This window comes from Pseudomonas sp. Irchel 3E13 (assembly GCF_900187455.1).
Taxonomy (GTDB): domain Bacteria; phylum Pseudomonadota; class Gammaproteobacteria; order Pseudomonadales; family Pseudomonadaceae; genus Aquipseudomonas.
In genome coordinates this window covers 384,717-405,003 of record NZ_FYDX01000005.1, presented here as the reverse complement: position 1 = coordinate 405,003, position 20,287 = coordinate 384,717, and the positions used below count along the sequence as shown (strand labels likewise).

General features: G+C 64.2%; 11 protein-coding genes. 6 read left to right on the top strand and 5 right to left on the bottom strand.

The genetic code is table 11. The features are described from left to right. The first annotated feature begins 50 nt into the window (after positions 1-50). Positions 51-599: a cytochrome b gene (locus CKW37_RS10775; RefSeq protein WP_095155673.1), complete on the top strand. Its 549-nt coding sequence runs from the start codon at positions 51-53 to the stop codon at positions 597-599. Here CKW37_RS10775 and CKW37_RS10770 read toward each other — a convergent pair. Next, complete coding sequence (locus CKW37_RS10770; protein ID WP_095155672.1) at positions 596-1,486, bottom strand: 1-aminocyclopropane-1-carboxylate deaminase/D-cysteine desulfhydrase; 891 nt, start codon at positions 1,484-1,486, stop codon at positions 596-598. The two genes, CKW37_RS10775 and CKW37_RS10770, sit on opposite strands and share 4 nt — an antisense overlap. A 290-nt stretch (positions 1,487-1,776) precedes the next feature. Next, positions 1,777-3,813, bottom strand: coding sequence for an NADPH-dependent 2,4-dienoyl-CoA reductase (locus CKW37_RS10765; protein ID WP_095155671.1), 2,037 nt, complete (start codon positions 3,811-3,813; stop codon positions 1,777-1,779). Positions 3,814-4,004: 191 nt separating this feature from the next. On the opposite strand from CKW37_RS10765, the gene CKW37_RS10760 reads away from it, so the two are divergent. Beyond that, the gene (locus tag CKW37_RS10760) at positions 4,005-5,123 is read left to right on the top strand and encodes a carbon-nitrogen hydrolase family protein (protein WP_095155670.1); all 1,119 of its coding nucleotides are present in this window, start codon (positions 4,005-4,007) and stop codon (positions 5,121-5,123) included. A 4-nt stretch (positions 5,124-5,127) separates the two neighbouring features. Continuing rightward, a complete protein-coding gene (locus tag CKW37_RS10755) occupies positions 5,128-6,180 on the top strand; it encodes an AraC family transcriptional regulator (RefSeq protein WP_095155669.1) in 1,053 nt (350 codons plus the stop codon). Between the two features lie 850 nt (positions 6,181-7,030). Here the strand turns inward: CKW37_RS10755 and CKW37_RS10750 are convergent. Next, positions 7,031-7,927, bottom strand: coding sequence for a DUF2242 domain-containing protein (locus tag CKW37_RS10750; RefSeq protein WP_095155668.1), 897 nt, complete (start codon positions 7,925-7,927; stop codon positions 7,031-7,033). 194 nt (positions 7,928-8,121) lie between these two features. Between CKW37_RS10750 and CKW37_RS10745 the strand changes: the two genes are divergently transcribed. From CKW37_RS10745 to CKW37_RS10735, 3 genes are all read left to right on the top strand, one after another. Beyond that, positions 8,122-9,786 (top strand): cyclic peptide export ABC transporter, encoded by a 1,665-nt coding sequence (locus CKW37_RS10745; RefSeq protein ID WP_095155667.1) that lies wholly within the window; start codon positions 8,122-8,124, stop codon positions 9,784-9,786. A gap of 75 nt (positions 9,787-9,861) precedes the next feature. After that, positions 9,862-12,342 (top strand): TonB-dependent siderophore receptor, encoded by a 2,481-nt coding sequence (locus CKW37_RS10740; RefSeq protein WP_095155666.1) that lies wholly within the window; start codon positions 9,862-9,864, stop codon positions 12,340-12,342. A 326-nt stretch (positions 12,343-12,668) separates the two neighbouring features. Further along, the gene (locus tag CKW37_RS10735; protein ID WP_095155665.1) at positions 12,669-15,131 is read left to right on the top strand and encodes a TonB-dependent siderophore receptor; all 2,463 of its coding nucleotides are present in this window, start codon (positions 12,669-12,671) and stop codon (positions 15,129-15,131) included. 452 nt (positions 15,132-15,583) lie between these two features. On the opposite strand, the gene CKW37_RS10730 is transcribed toward CKW37_RS10735, so the two are convergent. Continuing rightward, positions 15,584-19,711: a non-ribosomal peptide synthetase gene (locus tag CKW37_RS10730; RefSeq protein ID WP_095155664.1), complete on the bottom strand. Its 4,128-nt coding sequence runs from the start codon at positions 19,709-19,711 to the stop codon at positions 15,584-15,586. A gap of 13 nt (positions 19,712-19,724) precedes the next feature. Beyond that, the coding region (locus CKW37_RS10725) for a phosphopantetheine-binding protein (protein ID WP_143501976.1) at positions 19,725-20,287 on the bottom strand (563 nt) is incomplete at its 5' end.

The following is a 20,287-nucleotide window of genomic DNA, read 5'->3' as shown; positions in this document are numbered from 1 at the left end:
GAAGATCAGCGCCAGCAAGAGCGCACTCCCTGACCTGACGAGGAATCCCCATGACCCTGACCAATACGCGAGAGCGCTACGGCAGCCTGTCCATCGCCCTGCACTGGCTGATGCTGGTGCTGCTGGCCGCGGTGTACGCCTGCATCGAATTACGCGGCCTGTTCCCCAAGGACAGCGCAGAGCGGGAACTGATGAAAACCCTGCACTTCATGCTCGGCCTGACCGTGTTCGTGCTGGTCTGGTTGCGGCTGGCCCTGCGGCTGATCCGCCCGACACCGCGCATCATCCCCGCCCCGCCCGCCTGGCAGACCGGCCTGGCGCACCTGCTGCACTGGGTGCTGTACGCGCTGATGATCGGCTTGCCGCTGGCCGGCTGGACCATCCTCAGCGCCGCCGACAAGCCGATCCCCTTCTATGGCCTCGACCTGCCCGCGCTGGTGGCGCCGGACAAGGACCTGGCGCGCTTCGTCAAAGGCTGGCATGAGTGGTTTGGCGCGCTGGGCTACTGGCTGGTGGGGCTGCACGCGGTGGCCGGGCTGTATCACCACTATGTGCGCAAGGACAATACGTTGCAGCGGATGCTGCCGGCCAAGGACTAGGCGAAACCGCGTCGGCCCTGCAACCCGCCAGTGTGGACAACGATCAACCGGGTGCCCGCGTCAAAGGCCCCGGTTTCCACCCGCTGCTTCAGCGCCAGCAGCGCTTTTCCGGTGTATACCGGCTCCAGCGGCACGCCAGACTCGGCCTCGCTTTGATCGATGAAGGCCAATAATTCATCGTCAACCTTGGCGAAGCCGCCGCGGCTGGCGTCGTGCAGGTGATAGCCGGCGAGGCTGCCGGTCAATGCCGGCACGCCCTCCTCCACGCCATATCCCGCTGGTACGGCCAGAGCGCCATGCACCGGATGAGCACCCTCTTCCGCCAGCACCAACCCGGCCAGGGTGGTGCCGGTACCGACCGCCAGCCACCAGGCGTCGTAGTCGCTCCAGCCGAGTGCCGGCAATTGCGCCCGTGCCTGCTCCACAATCAGCGCGCAGCCACTGGCGCCCACTACACCGCCGCCGCCCTCCGGCACACAATGCCAGCCGGGGTAGCGCGCTTGCCAGGGCTGCCAGAAGTCCGGTTCGTTGCGGGCGCGATAGCCGCCATAACCGAGCCAATGCAACTGCATGCCGAATGCTTCGAGGTCACGGGTGGTGGGGGTGTCTTGCGGGTGACCGCGCAGCAGACCGGCAGTGGCGAAGCCGAAACGCTGACCGGCTGCGGCCAGGGCGTGAAGGTGATTGGAGTGATTGCCGCCGAGGCTGATGATCCCCGGCGCGCCGCTGCTGCGGGCGATTCGCAGGTGTTCGAGCAGCTTGAACCACTTGTTGCCGCTGATCATGGGGTCGATCAGGTCGAGGCGCAGGACGGCGGCCTGGATACCGGCTGTGGTTATCCAGGGCAGAGAAAGAAGTTGTAGAGGAGCTTGGGGGAGATTGAGCATGCCGCCGATTCTACAGGCGGCATCTGCCGCGAGGGAGCAACTGTCTTGCTCGAAATCTGAACGTTTGCTCGCGCCCCTGTGGGAGTGGCTTCAGCCGCGAACGGCGGCGAAGCCGTCGTAAAACCTGAATCCCCGGGCAGGCTGATACACCTCGGATAGCGGTTTTGTGGCCGCTGCGCGGCCAATCGCGGCTCAAGCCGCTCCTACAAGGTCTTGTGTCAGGCAATAAGCCCGTGCATGACTGCGGATGGGAGCGGCACCCGGCCAACTCCCACAGGGCAAGCTACCCGTCAGAGCTCAGCGGCCAACCGCGAACCCTGGTTGATCGCGCGTTTGGCATCCAGCTCCGCCGCCACGTCCGCGCCGCCGATCAGGTGCACCGACTGCCCCGCTGCCACCAGGCCGTCATGCAGTTCCCGCAGCGGATCCTGCCCAGCGCAGATAACCACGTTATCCACCGGCAGCACCTGCGGCTCACCTTCGCCAATGCGGATGTGCAGGCCGGCATCATCGATCCCCAGATAATCAACGCTGTTGAGCATCTGCACCTGCTTGTTCTTCAACCCGGTACGGTGAATCCAGCCGGTGGTCTTGCCGAGGCCGTCGCCGACCTTGGTTTTCTTGCGTTGCAGCAGGTACACCTGGCGCGCCGGCGCATGCGGCGCGGGCTTGATTCCGGCGACACCGCCGCGGGCTTCCAGGCCGGTATCGATGCCCCATTCCTTCCAGAACGCTTCGCGGTCCTGGCTGGTGGCAACGCCCTCGTGAACGAGGAATTCGGAGACGTCGAAACCGATGCCGCCTGCGCCGATCACCGCTACGCGCTGCCCCACCGGTTTGCGCTCCAGCAGCACGTCGAGGTAGTTCATCACCTTGGGATGGTCAACGCCGGGAATGGCCGGCAGACGCGGGACGATGCCGGTGGCGAGGATGATTTCGTCGTAGCCGCCGGCCGCCAGTTGCGCCGCGTCGACCCGGGTGTTCAGGCACAGCTCGACGCCGGTGGTCTGCAACTTGCGACCGAAGTAGCGCAGGGTCTCGTAGAACTCTTCCTTGCCCGGCACGCGCTTGGCGACGTTGAACTGGCCGCCGATCTGGCCCGCGGCATCGAACAGCACCACCTGGTGGCCGCGCTCGGCCGCCACGGTCGCCGCCGCCAGGCCCGCCGGGCCGGCGCCGACCACGGCAATGCGCTTGACCTGGGTTACCTGCAGGTAGTTGAGCTCGGTTTCATGGCAGGCCCGCGGGTTGACCAGGCAACTGGTCAGCTTGCCGCCGAAGGTGTGGTCCAGGCAGGCCTGGTTGCAGCCGATGCAGGTGTTGATTTCATCGCCGCGGCCCGCCGCCGCCTTGTTGACGAACTCCGGGTCGGCCAGGAACGGCCGGGCCATCGAGACCATGTCGGCATCGCCCTCGGCCAGCACTTGCTCGGCAACTTCCGGGGTGTTGATGCGGTTGGTGGTGATCAGCGGAATCTTCACCGCGCCACGCAGCTTGGCGGTGACCTTGCTGAAGGCCGCGCGCGGCACCTTGGTGGCGATGGTCGGAATGCGTGCTTCGTGCCAGCCGATACCGGTGTTGATGATCGTGGCGCCGGCCTTTTCGACGGCCTGGGCCAGTTGCACGATTTCTTCCCAGTTGCTGCCGCCTTCCACCAGGTCGAGCATCGACAGGCGGAAGATGATGATGAAGTTCGGGCCTACCGCCTCGCGCACACGGCGGACAATCTCCACCGCCAGGCGCATGCGGTTCTCGTAGCTGCCACCCCAGCGGTCGGTGCGGTGGTTGGTGTGGGCGGCGAGGAACTGGTTGATGAAGTAGCCTTCCGATCCCATGATCTCGACGCCGTCGTAGCCGGCGCTCTGCGCCAGTTGCGCGCAGTTGACGAAGTCAGCGATCTGCTTCTCGATGCCCTCTTCATCCAGTTCCTTGGGCTTGAACGGGTTGATCGGCGCCTGGATGGCGCTCGGCGCGACCTGCTTGGGGCTGTAGGCGTAGCGGCCGGCGTGGAGGATCTGCAGGCAGATCTTGCCGCCCGCCTCGTGCACCGCCTCGGTGACGATGCGGTGCTTCTCGGCTTCTTCCGGGGTGCTCAGCTTGGCCGCACCGGAATACACGCCGCCTTCCACGTTAGGACCGATGCCGCCGGTCACCATCAGGCCGACGCCGCCACGGGCGCGCTCGGCGAAATAGGCGGCCATGCGCTCGAAACCATCGGGCTTTTCTTCAAGGCCGGTGTGCATCGAGCCCATCAGGGTGCGGTTACGCAGGGTGGTGAAGCCAAGGTCCAGAGGAGCGAGCAGGTGCGGGTAGTGAGCGGCGGTCATGGTGGTCTCCACAAGCGAATCACGGAATGCAGGGCCTCGTCGTGCGAACCGCGGGCCCTGTCGGTTTGTATGGAGCCGACATTAAAGGGCACCCCGTCGGCGCTCAATGACCGAAAGTGACAAGTTATTGATCCAACTGCACCGGGGCGACTAACCTAGTGTCCGAATTCTTACCCGGCCTTGTCCGCCACATGCGAAAACTTCTGTCAGGCGCCCTGGCGCTTGTTCTCCTCGCCGCCCTTGGCGGTTATCTGATCTGGGCCGAGCAGCGCCCGGAGGGTCATTACCTGTCCGATCTGCGGATCGAGCTGGCGCTGAGCGAAGGCATCCCCAGCGGCCAGGGCAACCTGCTCGGCATCGAGCCGCTGCTCTACCCCGGTGATTACCAGAACCTCACCCGCCTGCACCGCAAGCTCGCCGCCTACCTGGAGCAAGCGCGGGTCCAGGGCCTGGTCAATGAGCGCACCGTGGTGATCCTGCCCGAGCACATCGGCACCTGGCTCTGGGCCCGTGGCGAGAAAAAAGAGATGTACCAGGTCACCCACCTGCGCGAGGCGCGCCAGTGGCTGGAACTGAGCAACCCGCTGCGCTACGGCCTGGCAATGGTCGCGGCGCAAGGCGACGACCGCCGCGCCGACGCCCACCTGCGGATGAAGGCCGGGCAGATGGCCGCCGATTACCAGCAACTGTTCGGCGGGTTGGCCAAGGAATTCGGCGTGACACTGGTAGCCGGTTCCATCGTGCTACCCGAACCGTACCTGGACCACGGCATCCTGCGTGCCGGTTCCGGCGCCCTGTACAACAGCAGCCTGGTGTTTGCCGGCGACGGTTCCGTACTCGGCCAGCCGCAACGCCAGCAGTACCCGGACAGCAGTACCCGGCGCTTTATCCGGCCGGGCACCGCGTACCCACCGCAAGTCCTGGACACCCCGGCCGGGCGCCTCGGCGTACTGGTCGGCAGCGATGCCTGGTACCCATCCAACTACCAGCAACTGGCGGGCCAGCACGCGCAGATCATCGCCAACCCGGCGTTCGTCGATGGCAGGGGCGTTTGGGCCGGACCCTGGCGCGGCAACCGCCATCAACCGCTGGCCGCTGACCTGAGCCTCAAGCCGGGCGAAGTCAGCGAGGATCAGGCCTGGTATCGCCTGAGTTCCGACGGCGTACCGGCCGGAGTCGCCAGCCTGAGCGTGTTCCTCCGTGGCCAGTTCTGGGAAGTCCGTGGCGAAGGCCTGGGCTTCGCCAACCTCAATGGCCTTCACCACGCCAGCGCCAGCCATGGCGCGCGGCTGCTGAACCTGTGGCTGTAGGTCCGTGAGCCGGCCACGGGTACGTCTGGGTGACCTTTCGGTCGGCTTTATCCAGAACCTGGAACAGGCCCTGGCCGAACGCGGCCAGGACCCTGCGCCGTTGCTGGAGCGCTATGGCCTGACCCCGCAACGTCTGGCCGAACCCGGCGCACGGCTGTCGATTCCGCGCTACATGCACCTCGGCCACGCCGCCATCGAACAATCCCGCGAGCCGGCGCTGGGTCTGCACATGGGACGCCTGAGCCGGCTGGGCCAGGCGGGCCTGGCCGGCGTGACTGCGGCCCAGGCGCCCAACGTGGGCGAAGCGGCGCGCACATTGCTGCGCTTCGAACCGCTGTACGCGGCCAACTACCGCGGTCAGTCGAGTTTCGAGGAAGACCGTCATGGCGCCTGGCTGCGCTTCTATTCCATCAGCCCGTACAACGCCTACAACCGCTTTGTGGTGGATTCGCTGCTGTCCGGCTGGCTGGCGCAACTTTCGGGCCTGGCCGGCCAGCCGCTGCAGGCCGAGCGGATCGAAATCGAGTTTGATGCCCCGGCCTACGCCGAGAGCTATCAAGCACTCAGCCTGGCGCCGGTGCAGTTTGGCGCGCAGACCAACCAGTTGCGGTTGAGCCGCGCGGTTCTGGACCTGCGCAACCCCGCGCATTGCCCCAGCACCTGGCAGCACCTGCTGCAACTCTGCGAGCAGGAACTGCTGGAACGCACCCGCATCCGCAGCCTCGGCGAGCGCATCGCCCATTTGCTCGGGCCGCTGCTCAACGGCGGGCGGGAGCCGGACCTGGAAGAAGTGGCGCGGCGCCTGCAACTGCCAACCTGGACACTACGGCGCAAACTCGCCGAAGAAGGCACCCAGTTTCGCGCCATTCTCAACGACACCCGCCGTGACCTGGCCATGAGCTATATCCGTGACACCGAACTGGCGTTTGGCGAGATTGCTTATCTGCTGGGGTTTGCTTCGGCGGAGGCGTTTCAGCGGGCGTTCAAGCGCTGGAGCGGGGTGACACCGGGGGAGTTTCGGCGGAGTCAGCGGCGGTCGGAAAAGATCAGCGTCTGACGGTTTGGTTTGTGGACTTATCAGATCGAGCGCCGCCCGCGCGGCGCATCGCGACGGTTCGGCGCCCCGACAAGCTCGCTCCTACATCGGCTGCAACGCACCATGGCCTGTGGGATTGGCGTTGCCGCCCTTGGTGCATCGCTGGAAAGCGCGGGGGGCTAAGGCGTCAGCCTCGAAATCGAGCCGAACCACCAAGGCGGTCACCATGGCCTGACAGACATAGGCACGTTGCAACCTATTGTAGGAGCGAGCTTGTCGGGGCGCCGAACCGTCGCGATGCGCCGCGCGGGCGGCGCTCGATCTTGAGAGCGCTGAAAAACTGTCGACATGCGCCTGGTCGCCATTACTCGGCTTCCTGACTGGCGCTTCATGGTCTTCATACAGCCACAAGATATGTAGATACCGATACAGCGATGGTGGTGGTGAAATCGCCGACGTTATCGCTACGGTTCGCCCTCCCCCCGACAAGCTAACTCCCACAAGGCCCGCAGCCTCGCCCCATCGAATGGATCAGCTTGCTGTTCCCACCCCCAAGGCTCGCTCCACTACTCCGCGACACAAATAAAAAAAGGCCAGTGCAAAAACACTGGCCCTTTCATTTCAATCCCCGCGTCATACAACTCAGGACGCTGTTCAAAGCTCGGTAGCATCATCGGCTGGCTCTGGTGGATCCAGCTCCAATGCTTGGTATTCGAGAAGTTCTTCCTGGTAATCGTCCATTTTCACCTGCTCCGTTTCGGTCTGTTCATCTCTGATTCAAGGTTCACCCTAAAGTGCACCGGTGAAGGAAAAATGACAACATCGTGTAGGAAAATAAACGTAGCAGGTGTTACAGGATTTATCCCGCAGACTAGAGCGCCGCGGGCGTTTCGCCGCTGGTCGGGGTTTGTGGCGTTTCCGAGGTCGGTACGCTGCTGGCCGGCGCCGCAGGTTCGGTCACTGCTGGAGTGGCAACCGGCTCGGCGCTGATCGGCGCGGCTTCGGCGGGCGGTGCGATGGGCTGGGAGCCTTTGCTGTCATCGACCAGCGGCGCGGCCTGGGTTTCCACCACCGGCGCGGCGACCGGTACGGGCGCGGCTTCCGGCGTGGCGCTCACGGCGGCGGCCTGGGCGGCAGGCGCGGTAGCGGGCATTTCCGGCACGCCCAGCTCAACGGCCGGCTTGGTCGGGACAGCGGCTTCAGGCGCGACAGCTTCAGGCACCACGGCCTTCTTCTTCGTCGGCTTGGGCAGGAAGCTTTCCACCAGGGCGAAATAACGGTCGTAGAACTGGGTCGAGGTCACCGTCTCGCTGGCCACCTTGACCATGGAGTCGTCGGACGAGCCGATCGGCATCGATACCGAGCCGAGCACACCGACACCCAGGCTCGCCGAGGTGTTGGATTTCTTCAGCGCGTAGCGGTCCTGCAGGGCGTTGGCGAACATGGTCGAGCGCTGCGCGCCGCTCATGTCGTTGGCGCAGACCACGTTGAAGGTGATCTGCAGGTGGCTGTCGCCAGTCTGCTGGAAACTCTTGTTGCCGTTGACCTGGCCTTTGTCGCTGGAGGTGATGATGTAGCCCTGGCTCAGCAGCGCGCGACGGGCGGCTTCGCAGGAGCCGGACTCGCTGACCGGGAAGCTGCGGGAGAAAGTCCCGGAGTCATCGAAATTCTCGTGCTCATAGACAGCGGCTTTCTTCGAGGAACAGCCGGCGACACCCGCCAGCACAAGGGCCAGCCCGAGCGCACCGAGGACGGTTGACTTTGACATTGCAAATCCTGGAGGGGAGAAACGGCGCCTATTGTGCAACACATGGCGAGTCACTGAAACCGCCCGTCGGTGAATCAGCGACAGAATTCATCTGTCCGACAGATGGCAGGGCTTCCCGGCCCTTTAAATTTCCCCTGTTGCACCTCGTCCTCTCCCTGACGGCAAAAACCCTCAGCGACCCGAGAGACCACCGCATGACGCTCAAAACCGAAAACCTGACCGGGGAAACCCTGCGCATCCTCAAGCCGTACTGGTGGCTGGTGGTGCTCTCCACCGTGCTGGGGATCGTCAGCGGCCTGAGCGTCACCGGTCTGCTGGCCACCCTCAACAACGCCATGACCCAGGACGGCGGGCCGAACGTCAATTCAGCGCTGATGTTTGCCGGTCTGCTGGTGCTCACCCTCGCCTGCTCCACCCTGTCGAGCCTGTTGAGCAACAAGGTCGGCCAGCGGGTCGTGGCCAACCTGCGCCGCGAGCTGGCGGCCAAGGTGCTGGTGGCGCCGATCGAGCAACTGGAGCGCTATCGCTCGCACCGGCTGATTCCGGTGCTGCTCAATGACGTCACCACCCTGAGCAACTTCGCCCTGTCGGTGGCGCCGATGGTGATCGCCTTTACCGTGACCCTCGGCTGCCTGAGTTACCTGGCATTCCTCTCGTGGCAGATCCTGTTACTGACCCTGGTCACCGTGGCGATCGGCAGCGGCGCGCAGTACCTGGCGCACAAGGCCGGCATGCGCAGCATTGTCGCGGCCCGTGACGGCGAAGACGAGTTGCAGAAGCACTACCAGGCACTGTCGGCCGGCGCCAAGGAACTGCGTATCCAGCGCCGTCGCCGCCAGCACATGCTGGATGAAAAGATCTTCGCTACCACCGAACGCATCTGCACCTCGAACATCCGCGCGGCCAATATCTTCGTCAGTGCCGAAACCTTCGGTTCGATGCTGTTCTTCGCGGTCATCGGTATGGCTGTCGCCTTCCAGGCCCTGTGGCCGGCAGCGGAAAAAACCGTGCTGGGCGGTTTCGTGCTGGTGATGCTCTACATGAAAGGTCCGCTGGAGCGACTGGTCACCGCCATGCCGATCATCTCCCGGGCCAAAATCGCCTTGGGCCGGATCGCGGAACTGTCGTGGAAGTTCTCCTCGCCGGAGCCTCATCTGCTAGTCAGCGACCGTCCTTCTGCCCTGCCGAACATGCAGACCCTGGAACTGCGCCAGGTGCGCTACGACTACCCGCCGGTGGAAGGCGGCGAGTCGTTCCACCTCGGCCCGATCAACCTGAGCATCAAGCAGGGCGACATCGTGTTCATCGTCGGCGAGAACGGCGGCGGCAAGACCACCCTGATCAAGCTGCTGCTCGGCCTGTACACCCCGCAACAGGGCGAAATCCTGCTCAACGGCGAGGTGCTGCAACCGGAGGAACTGGACGACTACCGCCAGTTGTTCACCACTATCTTCGCCGACTACTACCTGTTCGACGATCCGCTGCCGGGAGATGCACCACTGACCGGCGATGCCGCGAAATACCTGGAGCGCCTGGATATCGCCCACAAAGTCAGCATCCGCGACGGCGCGTTCACCACCACCGACCTGTCCACCGGCCAGCGCAAGCGCCTGGCGCTGATCAGCGCCTGGCTCGACGAACGCCAGTTGCTGGTGTTCGACGAATGGGCCGCCGACCAGGACCCGGCCTTCCGCCGAGTGTTCTACACCGAGTTGCTGCCGGAACTGAAACAGCAGGGCAAAACCATCATCGTCATCTCCCACGATGACCGGTATTTCCCGGTTGCCGATCAACTGGTGCGGATGGAGGGCGGACGGATCAGGGTCGAGCAGGTGCAAGAGCAGGCAATGCCAGCCTGACAACTGCTGCTAACCTGCCGCACGCGCCTTTCAGACCGGTTGCCGGAGGGGGTGGTGGTAGGCAAGTGCCATCACATGCCAGAATGTGATACTCCACACAAATGGATATCATTTTCTTTGGCATCCCGACCCTCTTCATCCTCTTCCGCGTTACTGCTGAAGCTTGTCCTGCGGGTAAGGAAACCCGCCCTGACAGCCGCCGTTGCGCTCCTTGCCCTGTCGCAGAACAGTCAGGTTCGCGCTGCGGAAAAGGACTTCAACATTCCCGCGCAACCCTTGTGGAGTGCCCTGCAGGAGTGGGGCCGGCAAAGTGACCTACAAGTGCTGGTCAACCCGGAGCAGATCCAGGGTGACGTCAGCCCGGCGGTGCGCGGTCGCTATTCACCCGAACAGGCCGCCCGCCTGCTGCTGAAAAACAGCAACCTCGACTACAGCCTGCAGGGTGACACCCTGACCTTGGGCACGGTCGCAAGCCCCGCGGTGCTGGACATGGCGCCCACGTCAATCAGCGCCGAGCCGCTGGATGCCACCAGCGAATTCTCCGGGTCATATGCCGCCTCCGCGGTGACCATTGGCAAATCGACACAGACCCTGCGGGAAACCCCTCAGTCGGTGACCGTCATGACCCGCCAACTGATGGACGACCGCCACCTCACCAGCCTCGACCAAGTGCTGGCGCAGACACCGGGAATGACCTTCGGGCAGCGTAATTTCGGCTCTCACCTCTACCAATCACGCGGGTTCGTACTGGGGGACGAGAGTTACCTGATGGACGGGATTTCCGGCCAGGCCTACAACATCACCGCCTGGCTGCCGGTTGACATGGCCATCTATGACCGGGTGGAAGTGCTACGCGGCGCCTCGGGACTGCTTATCGGCCCCGGCAACCCGGGCGGCGCGGTGAACCTGGTGCGCAAGCGCCCCACCGCCGAACCACGGCTCACGGTCATGGCCCACGCCGGCTCATGGGATGACTACCGGCTCGACCTGGATGGCAGCGGCAAGCTCAACGAAGAAGGCACCCTGCGCGGGCGCTTCATCACCGCCTACGAGGACAAGGGCTCCTACATCGATGAGAAGAAATCCACGCAGCCGCTGCTGTACGGCATCGTTGACGCCGACCTGGACGACGACACCGTCCTGACCGGCAGCCTTCGCTACCAGTCCGGCCAATTCAAGGGCTACTCGATCTACGGACTGCCGCGCTACAAGGACGGCAGTTCCCTGGACATCTCCCGCTCCACCGCGCTGGTTCAGGACTGGAACGAGCATGAAGCCGAGGTCACCGAGGCCTTCACCGAACTCACCCATCGCTTCAACGACGACTGGAGCGCCACGACCTCGGTGATCCACTCCAAGGGCAGCTTCAACCTGGCAGTGGCATATGCCCGCGGTGCGGTGGACCCGGTCACGCAAAGCGGAACCGCGTTCAGGGGCGTTGAATTCCGCCACACCGACATCGACAGCACCGGCGTGGACAGCCATGTGGAAGGTCACTTCGAGTGGTTCGACCTGCCGCAGCAAATCACCCTCGGCGCCAACTGGTCCAGACAGGACGTGCTGGAAAAACGCGTACCGGTGGCCGTGAACGTTCCTGTGGATATCTTCGACGTCGATCACCAGGCCTTCGCCAGGCCGGCGCGCCCCGCCTGGACCTCGATCAACCAGTCGGTTGACCAGCGCAGCGGTGTCTACACCAACGCCCGCCTGCACCTCGCCGAACCCCTGACCCTGGTGCTGGGCGCGCGGCTCAGTTGGTACAAGTACGACTTCAACTACAAGCTTGCCAGCGGCGATTTCACCGCGCGCCAGGACCACCGGCTGACGCCCTTCGCGGGCCTGATCTACGACATTGACGAGCAGTGGTCCTGGTACGCCAGCTACGCCGACATCTACCAGCCGCAAAGCGTCTACCGCACCTCCAGCGGCTCGACCCTCGACCCGGCAGTGGGCACCAACTATGAAACCGGGATCAAGGGCGAACTGCTGGACAAGCGGCTGAACCTCTCCCTGGCGCTGTTCTATATCCACCAGGACGACGTGGCCGCCCTCGACACGACCAGCCTCGACAAGTGCCTGACCAACGACCCCACGGGCACCTGCTACGTCAATGGCACCACCCAACGCAGCCGCGGCGTCGACTTCGAAGTCAGCGGTGAAGTCCTGCCGGGGCTGCAGGTGCTGGCGGGCTACACGTTCAACACGACCCGCAGCAGTGCCGGCGGAGCGGTCTCCAACGAAACCCCGAAACACCTGGCACGGCTGACCACCCGCTACACCCTGCCCGGCGATTGGAACCGGCTGACCGTGGGTGCCGGCGTCTCGGCCCAGTCCGGTTACTCCTGGAACAACAGCCCGGGCCAGAACTACGGCTCACCAGGGCGGGCGATCTGGGATGCGCGGGTGTCATGGAAACTGGACGAGCACTGGACCATCGGCCTGAGCGGGGAAAACCTGCTGGACCGCAAGTACTACTACTCGGCCAATGCCCTCGACCGCGGCAATCTGTTCGGCGACCCACGCAGCTACATGGCCACCCTGCGCGGCGATTTCTGAGCCGCGCGACACCGCCCTCCCCCCGCTTCCAGACCTGTTGGCGCCCGCACACGGGCGCTTCCGCGCGCCAGTAAAAAAGCGCCATAAAAACGGCGAATCTCCGTAAACGCGCAGATTTGCCGCGATTTTTCGCGATCTGCGAGAAAGTGAAAATTCCGTTAAATCCGCGCAGGTGCAACTCGTTCTCTTCAACGACGAAACGCGCTCGACCTCTAGAAAAGTGCCAAGGCCTCGGCCTGCCTGCAGAGCACTTCCTGCCAACGAGCCGCTGCCGCGACGGCCGTCGCCCATCCCGACACACAACCATTAGAACGAGTTTTCCTTCCATGCACACACCGCCTCGACTTACGCCACTGAGCAAAGCCCTGCTGCTGAGCCGTGCCTTGCGCGCCAAGCCTTCGTTCGCCGCAATCGGCATGGCACTCACCCTGCCGATCGCCGCCCAGGTACAGGCTCAGGAAGTGGAGTTCAACATCCCTGCACAGCCATTGGCGGGTGCCTTGAGTGAGTTGGGGCGTCAAGCCAATCTGCAGGTGCTGTTCAGCCCTGAAGACGTGCGTGGCAAGACCGGCAGCGCGGTGCATGGCCGCCTGACCCCGCAACAGGCCGCCGGCAAACTGCTCGGTGGCTCGGGGCTGTCCTACAGCGTGCAGGGCGACACCCTGACCCTGGCCGCCAGTGATTCGTCGGCGTCGGTCAACCTGGCCCCGACCTCGATCAACTCCCACGCCCTGGGCACTACCACCGAGAACACCGGTTCCTACACCACCGGCGCCGTGACCATTGGCAAAGGCGCGCACTCGCTGCGGGAAACCCCGCAGTCGGTGTCGATCATCACCCGCAAACTGATGGACGACAAAAACCTCAACACCCTGGACCAGGTGCTCGCGAAGACCCCGGGCCTGTCGTTCACCCAGCGCAACTTCGGCTCGCACCAGTACCAGTCCCGCGGCTTCGTGCTGGGCGAAGAAGCCTTCATGATGGACGGCATTCCCGGCCAGACCTACAACCTGACCGGCTGGATGCCGCTGGACATGGCTTTCTACGACCGCGTCGAAGTCCTGCGCGGCGCCTCCGGCCTGCTGGTCGGCGCTGGCAGCCCGGGCGGTGCGATCAACCTGGTGCGCAAGCGTCCGACCTCGGAACCGCAGTTCTCCATCACCACCCGTGCCGGTTCCTGGGACAACTACCGCATGGACCTGGACGGCAGCGGCCGCCTCAACGACGAAGGCACCCTGCGCGGTCGCGTGGTCGCCGCCTACGAGGACCGCGGCACTTACCTGGATGGCCAGGAAACCCAGACGCCGCTGTTCTACGGCATCGTCGAAGGCGACCTGTCGGAAGACACCACCGTGGCGCTGAGCGTGCGTCGTCAGAAAAGCAATATGAACGGCTACTCCATCTACGACCTGCCGCGCTACAACAACGGCAACTCGCTGGACATCTCCCGCTCCACCACCCTCAGCCAGAACTGGGCCTACAAGGACAGCGAAACCGACGAAGCCTTCGCCGAACTCACCCACCGCTTCAACGACAACTGGACCAGCAAGACCACGCTGATCCATACCGAAGGTGATTTCGCCTCGGTCGTCCCTTATGCCCAGGCCTTGGGCTCACCGATCGGCATCAACCCGATCACCAATGCCGGCGCCACCTGGCGGGGCGTGGAATTCCGCGACGTCAGCATGAAGGGCAATGGCGTCGACAGCTTCGTGGAAGGCAACTTCGATGCCTTCGGCCTGACGCACCAGGTCACGGTGGGCGCCAGTTGGTCGAAGCAGACCGTCGGCACCAAACGCGGTGTGGTCACCGCTGGCATCGTCAACACCCCGGTCAACGTGTTTGACGTGAACCATAATGCGTTGATCAAACCGGCACGCCCGGCCTGGTCGCAAATCAACGAATCCACCGAAGAACGCAAAGGCATCTTCGCCAACACCCGCATCCACCTGAGCGAGCCGTTGAGCCTGATCCTGGGTACCCGTCTGAGCTGGTACAACTACGACTACAACGACAAGATCGGTACCGGTGACTACGAGAACAAACAGACCCGTGAGTTCACCCCGTTCGCCGGCCTGATCTATGACATCAACGAAAACTGGTCCTGGTATGCCAGCTACGCCGATATCTTCAAGCCCCAGGCCAACTACCGCAGCGTGAGTGGCTCGCCACTGGATCCGGCCGTCGGTACCAACTATGAAACCGGGATCAAGGGCGAACTGTTCGACAAGCAACTGAACGTGTCGATGGCGCTGTTCTACATCAAGCAGGAAGACGTGCTCGGCGAAGACGTCGCCAACCGCGGCCGCTGCCCGTCCAACGACGCGGCCGGTACCTGCTACTTCAACGTCACCACCCAGCGCAGCAAGGGCGTCGACCTTGAAGCCAGCGGTGAAGTCCTGCCGGGCCTGCAAGTCATGGGTGGCTACACCTACAACATGACCAGCAGCAGCTCCGCATCGCCGCTGACCACCGATACCCCCAAACACATCGCGCGCGTGAGCACGATGTACACCCTGCCCGCCGAGTGGAACCGCGTGTCCGCGGGTGTTGGCGTTTCCGCCCAGTCGGGCTTCAGCAACAAGACCAACGGCGTGGAATTCGGAGACGGTGGCCGGGCCATCTGGGACGCACGCGTCGCCTACAAGCTGGACGAGCACTGGAGCGTCGCGGTCAACGGCGAAAACCTGTTCGACCGCCGCTACTACATCTCCGCCCCGGCACTGGACCGCGGGAATATCTTCGGCGCACCGCGCAGCTACATGCTGACCCTGCGCGGAGATTTCTGATCGGTTACTGACTGACGCGTGACAAAGGAAAGGCCAGTCGGGTTACCGACTGGCCTTTTTTGGTTCTTCACGGAATACAGGGGAGCTTTGGGCTTGGGTGCTCTGAGCTTATCCGTTCGATGCGGCGAGGCCGCCGGCCCCTTTCGCCTTTACGGCGAGTCCATTTTGTCTTGGCAAAATAGACGAAAACCGCTGGCTCCTGCATCCGGCCCTACGCTGCGCTCCGGGTTCCCTCCCTCCGGTGCCTTTCGGGGGCCACGCGGCCTTCTGACGTCGCAATCTGTGGCGTCTGAACTTGCGTGCATCAACAGCAACAGCAAAAGCAAATCAGTGGCCCACAAAAACGGCTAGCACCGCGCCCCCTGTGGGAGCCGGCTTGCCGGCGATGCGCCGCATGGGCGGCGCTCGATCTTGAGAGCAGCGAAAAACTGTCGGCTGGTGCCTCACACCACTCACTCAACCCCCTCCAACCGCCGCATCAAGCTCTCCAGCAATGCCGGACTCAAGATCACGTCATCATGCTTCTGCCCCTGCAGCGTCTCGGACCACAGTCCACTCACCGCACAACCGCCACGCAACAAAGCCTCGTCGGCCTCGACCTGCCCGGCATTCCTGCTCGCCCCTGCCCACCAGCACTGCGGCACGACCTTCAGCGGCTTCAAGGCGAATGAGCGGGCCAGGGCCATGTTCACGCCGAGCAGTTGATAGCCACCGGCAATCTCGGCCTGTACGGCGATATCCCGGTGCACGGCGCGCAGCGCCTCGGGGGCCGCGCCGCTCTGTTCGGCGACCCGGTCAATCACCCAGTCGGCAGCCTCCGGCGAGTCGGAAAAACGCGCCGTCGCTTCGTCGATCAAGCCCAGCACCGTCTGTTCGCCAATGCCTGGAGCAAAGGCCAACAGGCTCTTCACCAGGCCATCCCACGGACCTTCAGGCTTCGCCTCGACCGGCGCTTCAACCTGCGCAACGGCTTCGCTCGCCTCCGTCGGCAGGAAACTATCGATCAGCCCGAGGAAGCCGACCGTCTCCCCCGCCGACTCCAGCGCGTGCGCCACATCCATCGCCAGCGCACCACCCAGAGACCACCCCAGCAAGTGATAAGGACCGCTGGGCCGGGCTTGCCTGATCTGCTCGACGTAGTACGCCACCATCCCGTCCCAGGAGGTTTCGAACCAGCCCGGCACCACATGGCTCTTGTTGACCACCCCCAGCACGCTGCGCTGACCGCTCAAATGCCCGGCCAGCGGGTAGTAGGCGTAGGTGCCGCCACCGCCCGGCGGCAGGCAGAACAGCGGGGCCTTGTCGCTGCCAGCGCTGTTCATGCTGATCACCGGCTTGCTCACCCGGCGCTCCCCCGCGTTGACGAAGTCCGCCAGTTCTTCGAAGGTTTCCAGCAGAAGAAAATCATGCAGGCTGATGCTGAGGGAGAACGCTTCGCGGATCCTGCCGACGACGCTGATCACCAACAACGAATGCCCGCCCAGGGCAAAGAAGTTGTCCTTGAGGCCGACCCGCTCGACCTTCAGCACATCAGTCCAGATCTGCGCCAGACGCCGCTCGCGCTCGGTGCGCGGCGCTTCATAAACGGCCTGGGCCTGACTGGCATCGGGTTTCGGCAGGGCCTTGCGGTCCAGCTTGCCGTTGGGGGTCTGCGGCATCTTGTCCAGCCACACCAGGTGGCTCGGCACCATGTAGTCCGGCAGGCTGGCCTTGAGATGGGCCTTGAGTTCGGCGCGCAACGCGTCGGTGCTGGCACTGCTGTCACTGGCGACCAGCCAGGCCGCCAGTTGCTTGATGCCGTCCACGTCGATATCGATCACCACCGCTTCGTGCACCGCCGGGTGCTCCAGCAGCCGCGCCTCGATCTCGCCCAGTTCGATACGGAAACCGCGAATCTTCACTTGATGGTCGAGACGCCCGGCGTACTCGATCACGCCATCGGCGTGGTAACGCGCCAGGTCGCCGGTGCGGTACAGGCGGCCGCCATTGCTGGAGAACGGATCAGGGATAAAGCGCTCCGCGGTCAGCGATGGGCGCTGGTGATAACCCCGGGCCAGGCCGTCGCCGCCGATCAGCAACTCGCCACGGGCACCCACCGGCAGCACGTCGATATCGTCGCTGATGATATGCAGCGTGGTGTTGGCCAGTGGTTTGCCCAACCACACGTCGTCACTTTCGGTGAGGTAATGGCGGGCCGACCAGATGGTGGTTTCGGTCGGACCGTAGACGTTCCATACATGCCCGGCCTGCTCGATCAGGCGCTGGGCCAGTTCCGCACTCAGCGCTTCGCCGCCGCAAAGGAGGGTCTTGCCGGCCAGTGCGCCAGTCGGTGCCACGTCGAGGATCATCCGCCAGCTCGATGGCGTGGCCTGGATCACCGTCACGTTCTGCCTGGCGATCACGTTCAGCAGCGCTTGTGGGTCCTTGTTCTGGTGCGTGCTCAGCAGCACCACCGCGGCGCCGCGAATCAGCGGCAGGTAGAGTTCCAGACCGGCGATATCGAAGGACAGCGAGGTCAGTTGCAGGACCCGATCTTCGCCCGTCATACCCGGTTGCCCGGCCATGCTGCACAGGAAGTTGACCAACGCCTGATGCTGGATGGTCACGCCTTTGGGCAGACCGGTGGAGCCGGAGGTGTAGATCGCGTAGGCCAGATTGTCCGGGCCAGCGAGCACCGGCAGGTTGTCCTGGCCGTAGCCATCCAGCCAGTCGCCGTCCTGGTCCAGGCACAGGTTGGCGATGCCGGCCGGGACCGGCAGTTGCGCCAGCAGCGCGGACTGGGTCAGCAGCAGTTTCAGGCCGCTGTCTTCCATCATGTAGGCCAGGCGATCCCGCGGGAAATCCGGGTCCAGCGGCACATAGGCGCCGCCCGCCTTGAGGATCGCCAGCAGGCCGACCACCATCTCCAGCGAACGCTCCAGCGCCACGCCCACCAGCACGTCCGGGCCCACGCCCAGTTCGCGCAGCTTGTGGGCCAGTTGATTGGCGCGGGTGTTCAGTTGTGCATACGTCAGCGATGCGTCACCGAGCACCAGCGCGGTAGCGTCCGGCGTCGCCAGCACCTGGGCTTCGAACAGCGCCGGCAGGCACTGCTCACGGGGATACTCGGCCTCGCTGCGGTTCCACTCGACGAGAATCTGCTGACGCTCGGCGGCATCCAGCAGCGGCAAGGCCGCGACCCGCTGACCGGCATCGACGCAGATGCCTTGCAGCAGATTGCGCCAGTGGCGGGCGAAGCGTTCGATGGTCGCGGCGTCGAACAGCGCGGTGGCATAAGTGATCGCCGCGCCGACACCGTTCTCGTGCTCCAGCGTCTCCAGGGTCAGGTCGAACTGCGCGGTCTGCGACGACGACGCCAGCTTCTCGACGCTCAACCCCGGCAAGGTGCGACCCTGTCCGGAATTGCGCGTCTGGTGGTTGAACATCACCTGGAACAGCGGGCTGCGGCCCAGGTCGCGCTCCGGCTGCAACGCCTGCACCAGTTGCTCGAACGGCAGGTCTTGATGAGCCTGGGCCTGCACGGCGGTGTGCTTCACCTGTTGCAGCAACTGATTGAAGGTGGTGTCGAAAGCGAACTCGGCCTTGAGCACCTGGGTGTTGACGAAGAGGCCGAGCAGCCCTTCGGTTTCCGCACGATTGCGGTTGGCAGTGGGCACGCCCACACGCACGTCCGCCTGGCCGCTGTAGCGATGCAGCAAGGTCTGGAACGACGCCAGCAACAGCATGAACAGCGTCACCCCGTGTTGCCGCGCCACCTCCTTCAAGGCCTGCGCCAGATCAGGCGCCAGCTCGATATCGAAGCGCGCACCGGCATGGCGCTGTACCAGCGGCCGCGGCCGGTCCGTCGGCAACTCCAGCACCGGCTGCTCGCCGCCCAGTTGCGCGGTCCAGTAGCCCAACTGGCGCTCCTGCTCGCCGGCTTCCATCCAGTTGCGTTGCCAGATCGCGTAGTCGGCGTACTGGATCGGCAACCCCGGCAAGTGCACGGGTTCGCCGCGGCTGTGACCGGCATACAGGCGCACCAGCTCATCGACCATGATCGGCATCGACCAGCCATCGGACACGATATGGTGCTGCACCAGGGTCAGGACATGCTCCTCCTCGCCGAGGCGCAGCAACCTGACCCGCAGCAATGGGCCTTGTTCGAGATCGAAAGGTCGGCGCAGTTCCTCGGTGACCCGTGCCTCCAGGTCGGTGGCGGCCAGCGGCTCCACCGCCAACAGGAAAGGCGACGCTGGATGCACGATCTGCACCGCGGTGTCGCAGTCCTGCCGGAAGCAGGTGCGCAGGGTTTCATGGCGGGCAATCAGGGCGCCGAACGCGGCTTCCAGCGCCTGGATATCCAGGTGCCCCTTGAGTCGCAGCGCCACCGGAATGTTGTAGGCGGCGCTGTGCGGCTCCAGTTGCCAGAGAAACCACTGACGCTGTTGAGCGTAGGAAAGTGCCGAGCTGGCTTCGACCTCCCGTTTGAAAATCGGGGTGACGCCATACAAATTCACCCCTTGCCGCTTGAGCAGCACCGCCAACGCTTTGCGTTCCCGGGCAGACAGCGATTTCACAGAGTCGAGCAGCTCTTGCACGTTGGGTCTCCTGCTAAGCGATCAAGTTATCGATTTCCTCTGCACTAAGACGTTTGAGTGCCTCCAGGGATTTAGTCAGTTCGTCCTGGGCGCTGCCCGCCTGGCCCTGTTTCTGTTCAACCACCTCGCAAAGATCGGCCAGGGTGCTCTTCTCGAACAGCTCGCGCAGGGCGATTTCGCACTGCAACTGATCGCGGATACGCGCCAGCACCTGAACCGCCAGCAACGAATGGCCACCAAGGTCGAAGAAGTCGTCGCTCATGCCGACCTTCTCGACTTTCAGCACGTCGGCCCAGATCGCCGCCAGTTGCCGCTCCCGTTCGGTGACCGGTGCGACATGCGCGGTCTGCGCCTGAGTGCTATCCGGCTGTGGCAGGGCCTTGCGGTCGAGCTTGCCGTTCGGGGTCAGCGGTAATTGATCGAGGAACAGCCACTGCGCCGGCACCATGAAGGCCGGTAGATCCTGCGCCAGCAGCGCCTTGAGATCGGCCACGGCAGGCTGATCCTGATCGGCGACGAGGTACGCCACCAACTGCGTACCGGTGCCATTTTCCTTCGCCAGCACCACCGCCTCGC

Bases quoted from the DNA above. Each gene is read 5' to 3' on its own strand.
- CKW37_RS10775 (WP_095155673.1), top strand. From the start codon at position 51: ATGACCCTGACCAATACGCGAGAGCGCTACGGCAGCCTGTCCATCGCC.
- CKW37_RS10770 (WP_095155672.1), bottom strand. From the start codon at position 1,486: ATGCTCAATCTCCCCCAAGCTCCTCTACAACTTCTTTCTCTGCCCTGG.
- CKW37_RS10765 (WP_095155671.1), bottom strand. From the start codon at position 3,813: ATGACCGCCGCTCACTACCCGCACCTGCTCGCTCCTCTGGACCTTGGC.
- CKW37_RS10760 (WP_095155670.1), top strand. From the start codon at position 4,005: ATGCGAAAACTTCTGTCAGGCGCCCTGGCGCTTGTTCTCCTCGCCGCC.
- CKW37_RS10750 (WP_095155668.1), bottom strand. From the start codon at position 7,927: ATGTCAAAGTCAACCGTCCTCGGTGCGCTCGGGCTGGCCCTTGTGCTG.
- CKW37_RS10745 (WP_095155667.1), top strand. From the start codon at position 8,122: ATGACGCTCAAAACCGAAAACCTGACCGGGGAAACCCTGCGCATCCTC.
- CKW37_RS10740 (WP_095155666.1), top strand. From the start codon at position 9,862: ATGCCAGAATGTGATACTCCACACAAATGGATATCATTTTCTTTGGCA.
- CKW37_RS10735 (WP_095155665.1), top strand. From the start codon at position 12,669: ATGCACACACCGCCTCGACTTACGCCACTGAGCAAAGCCCTGCTGCTG.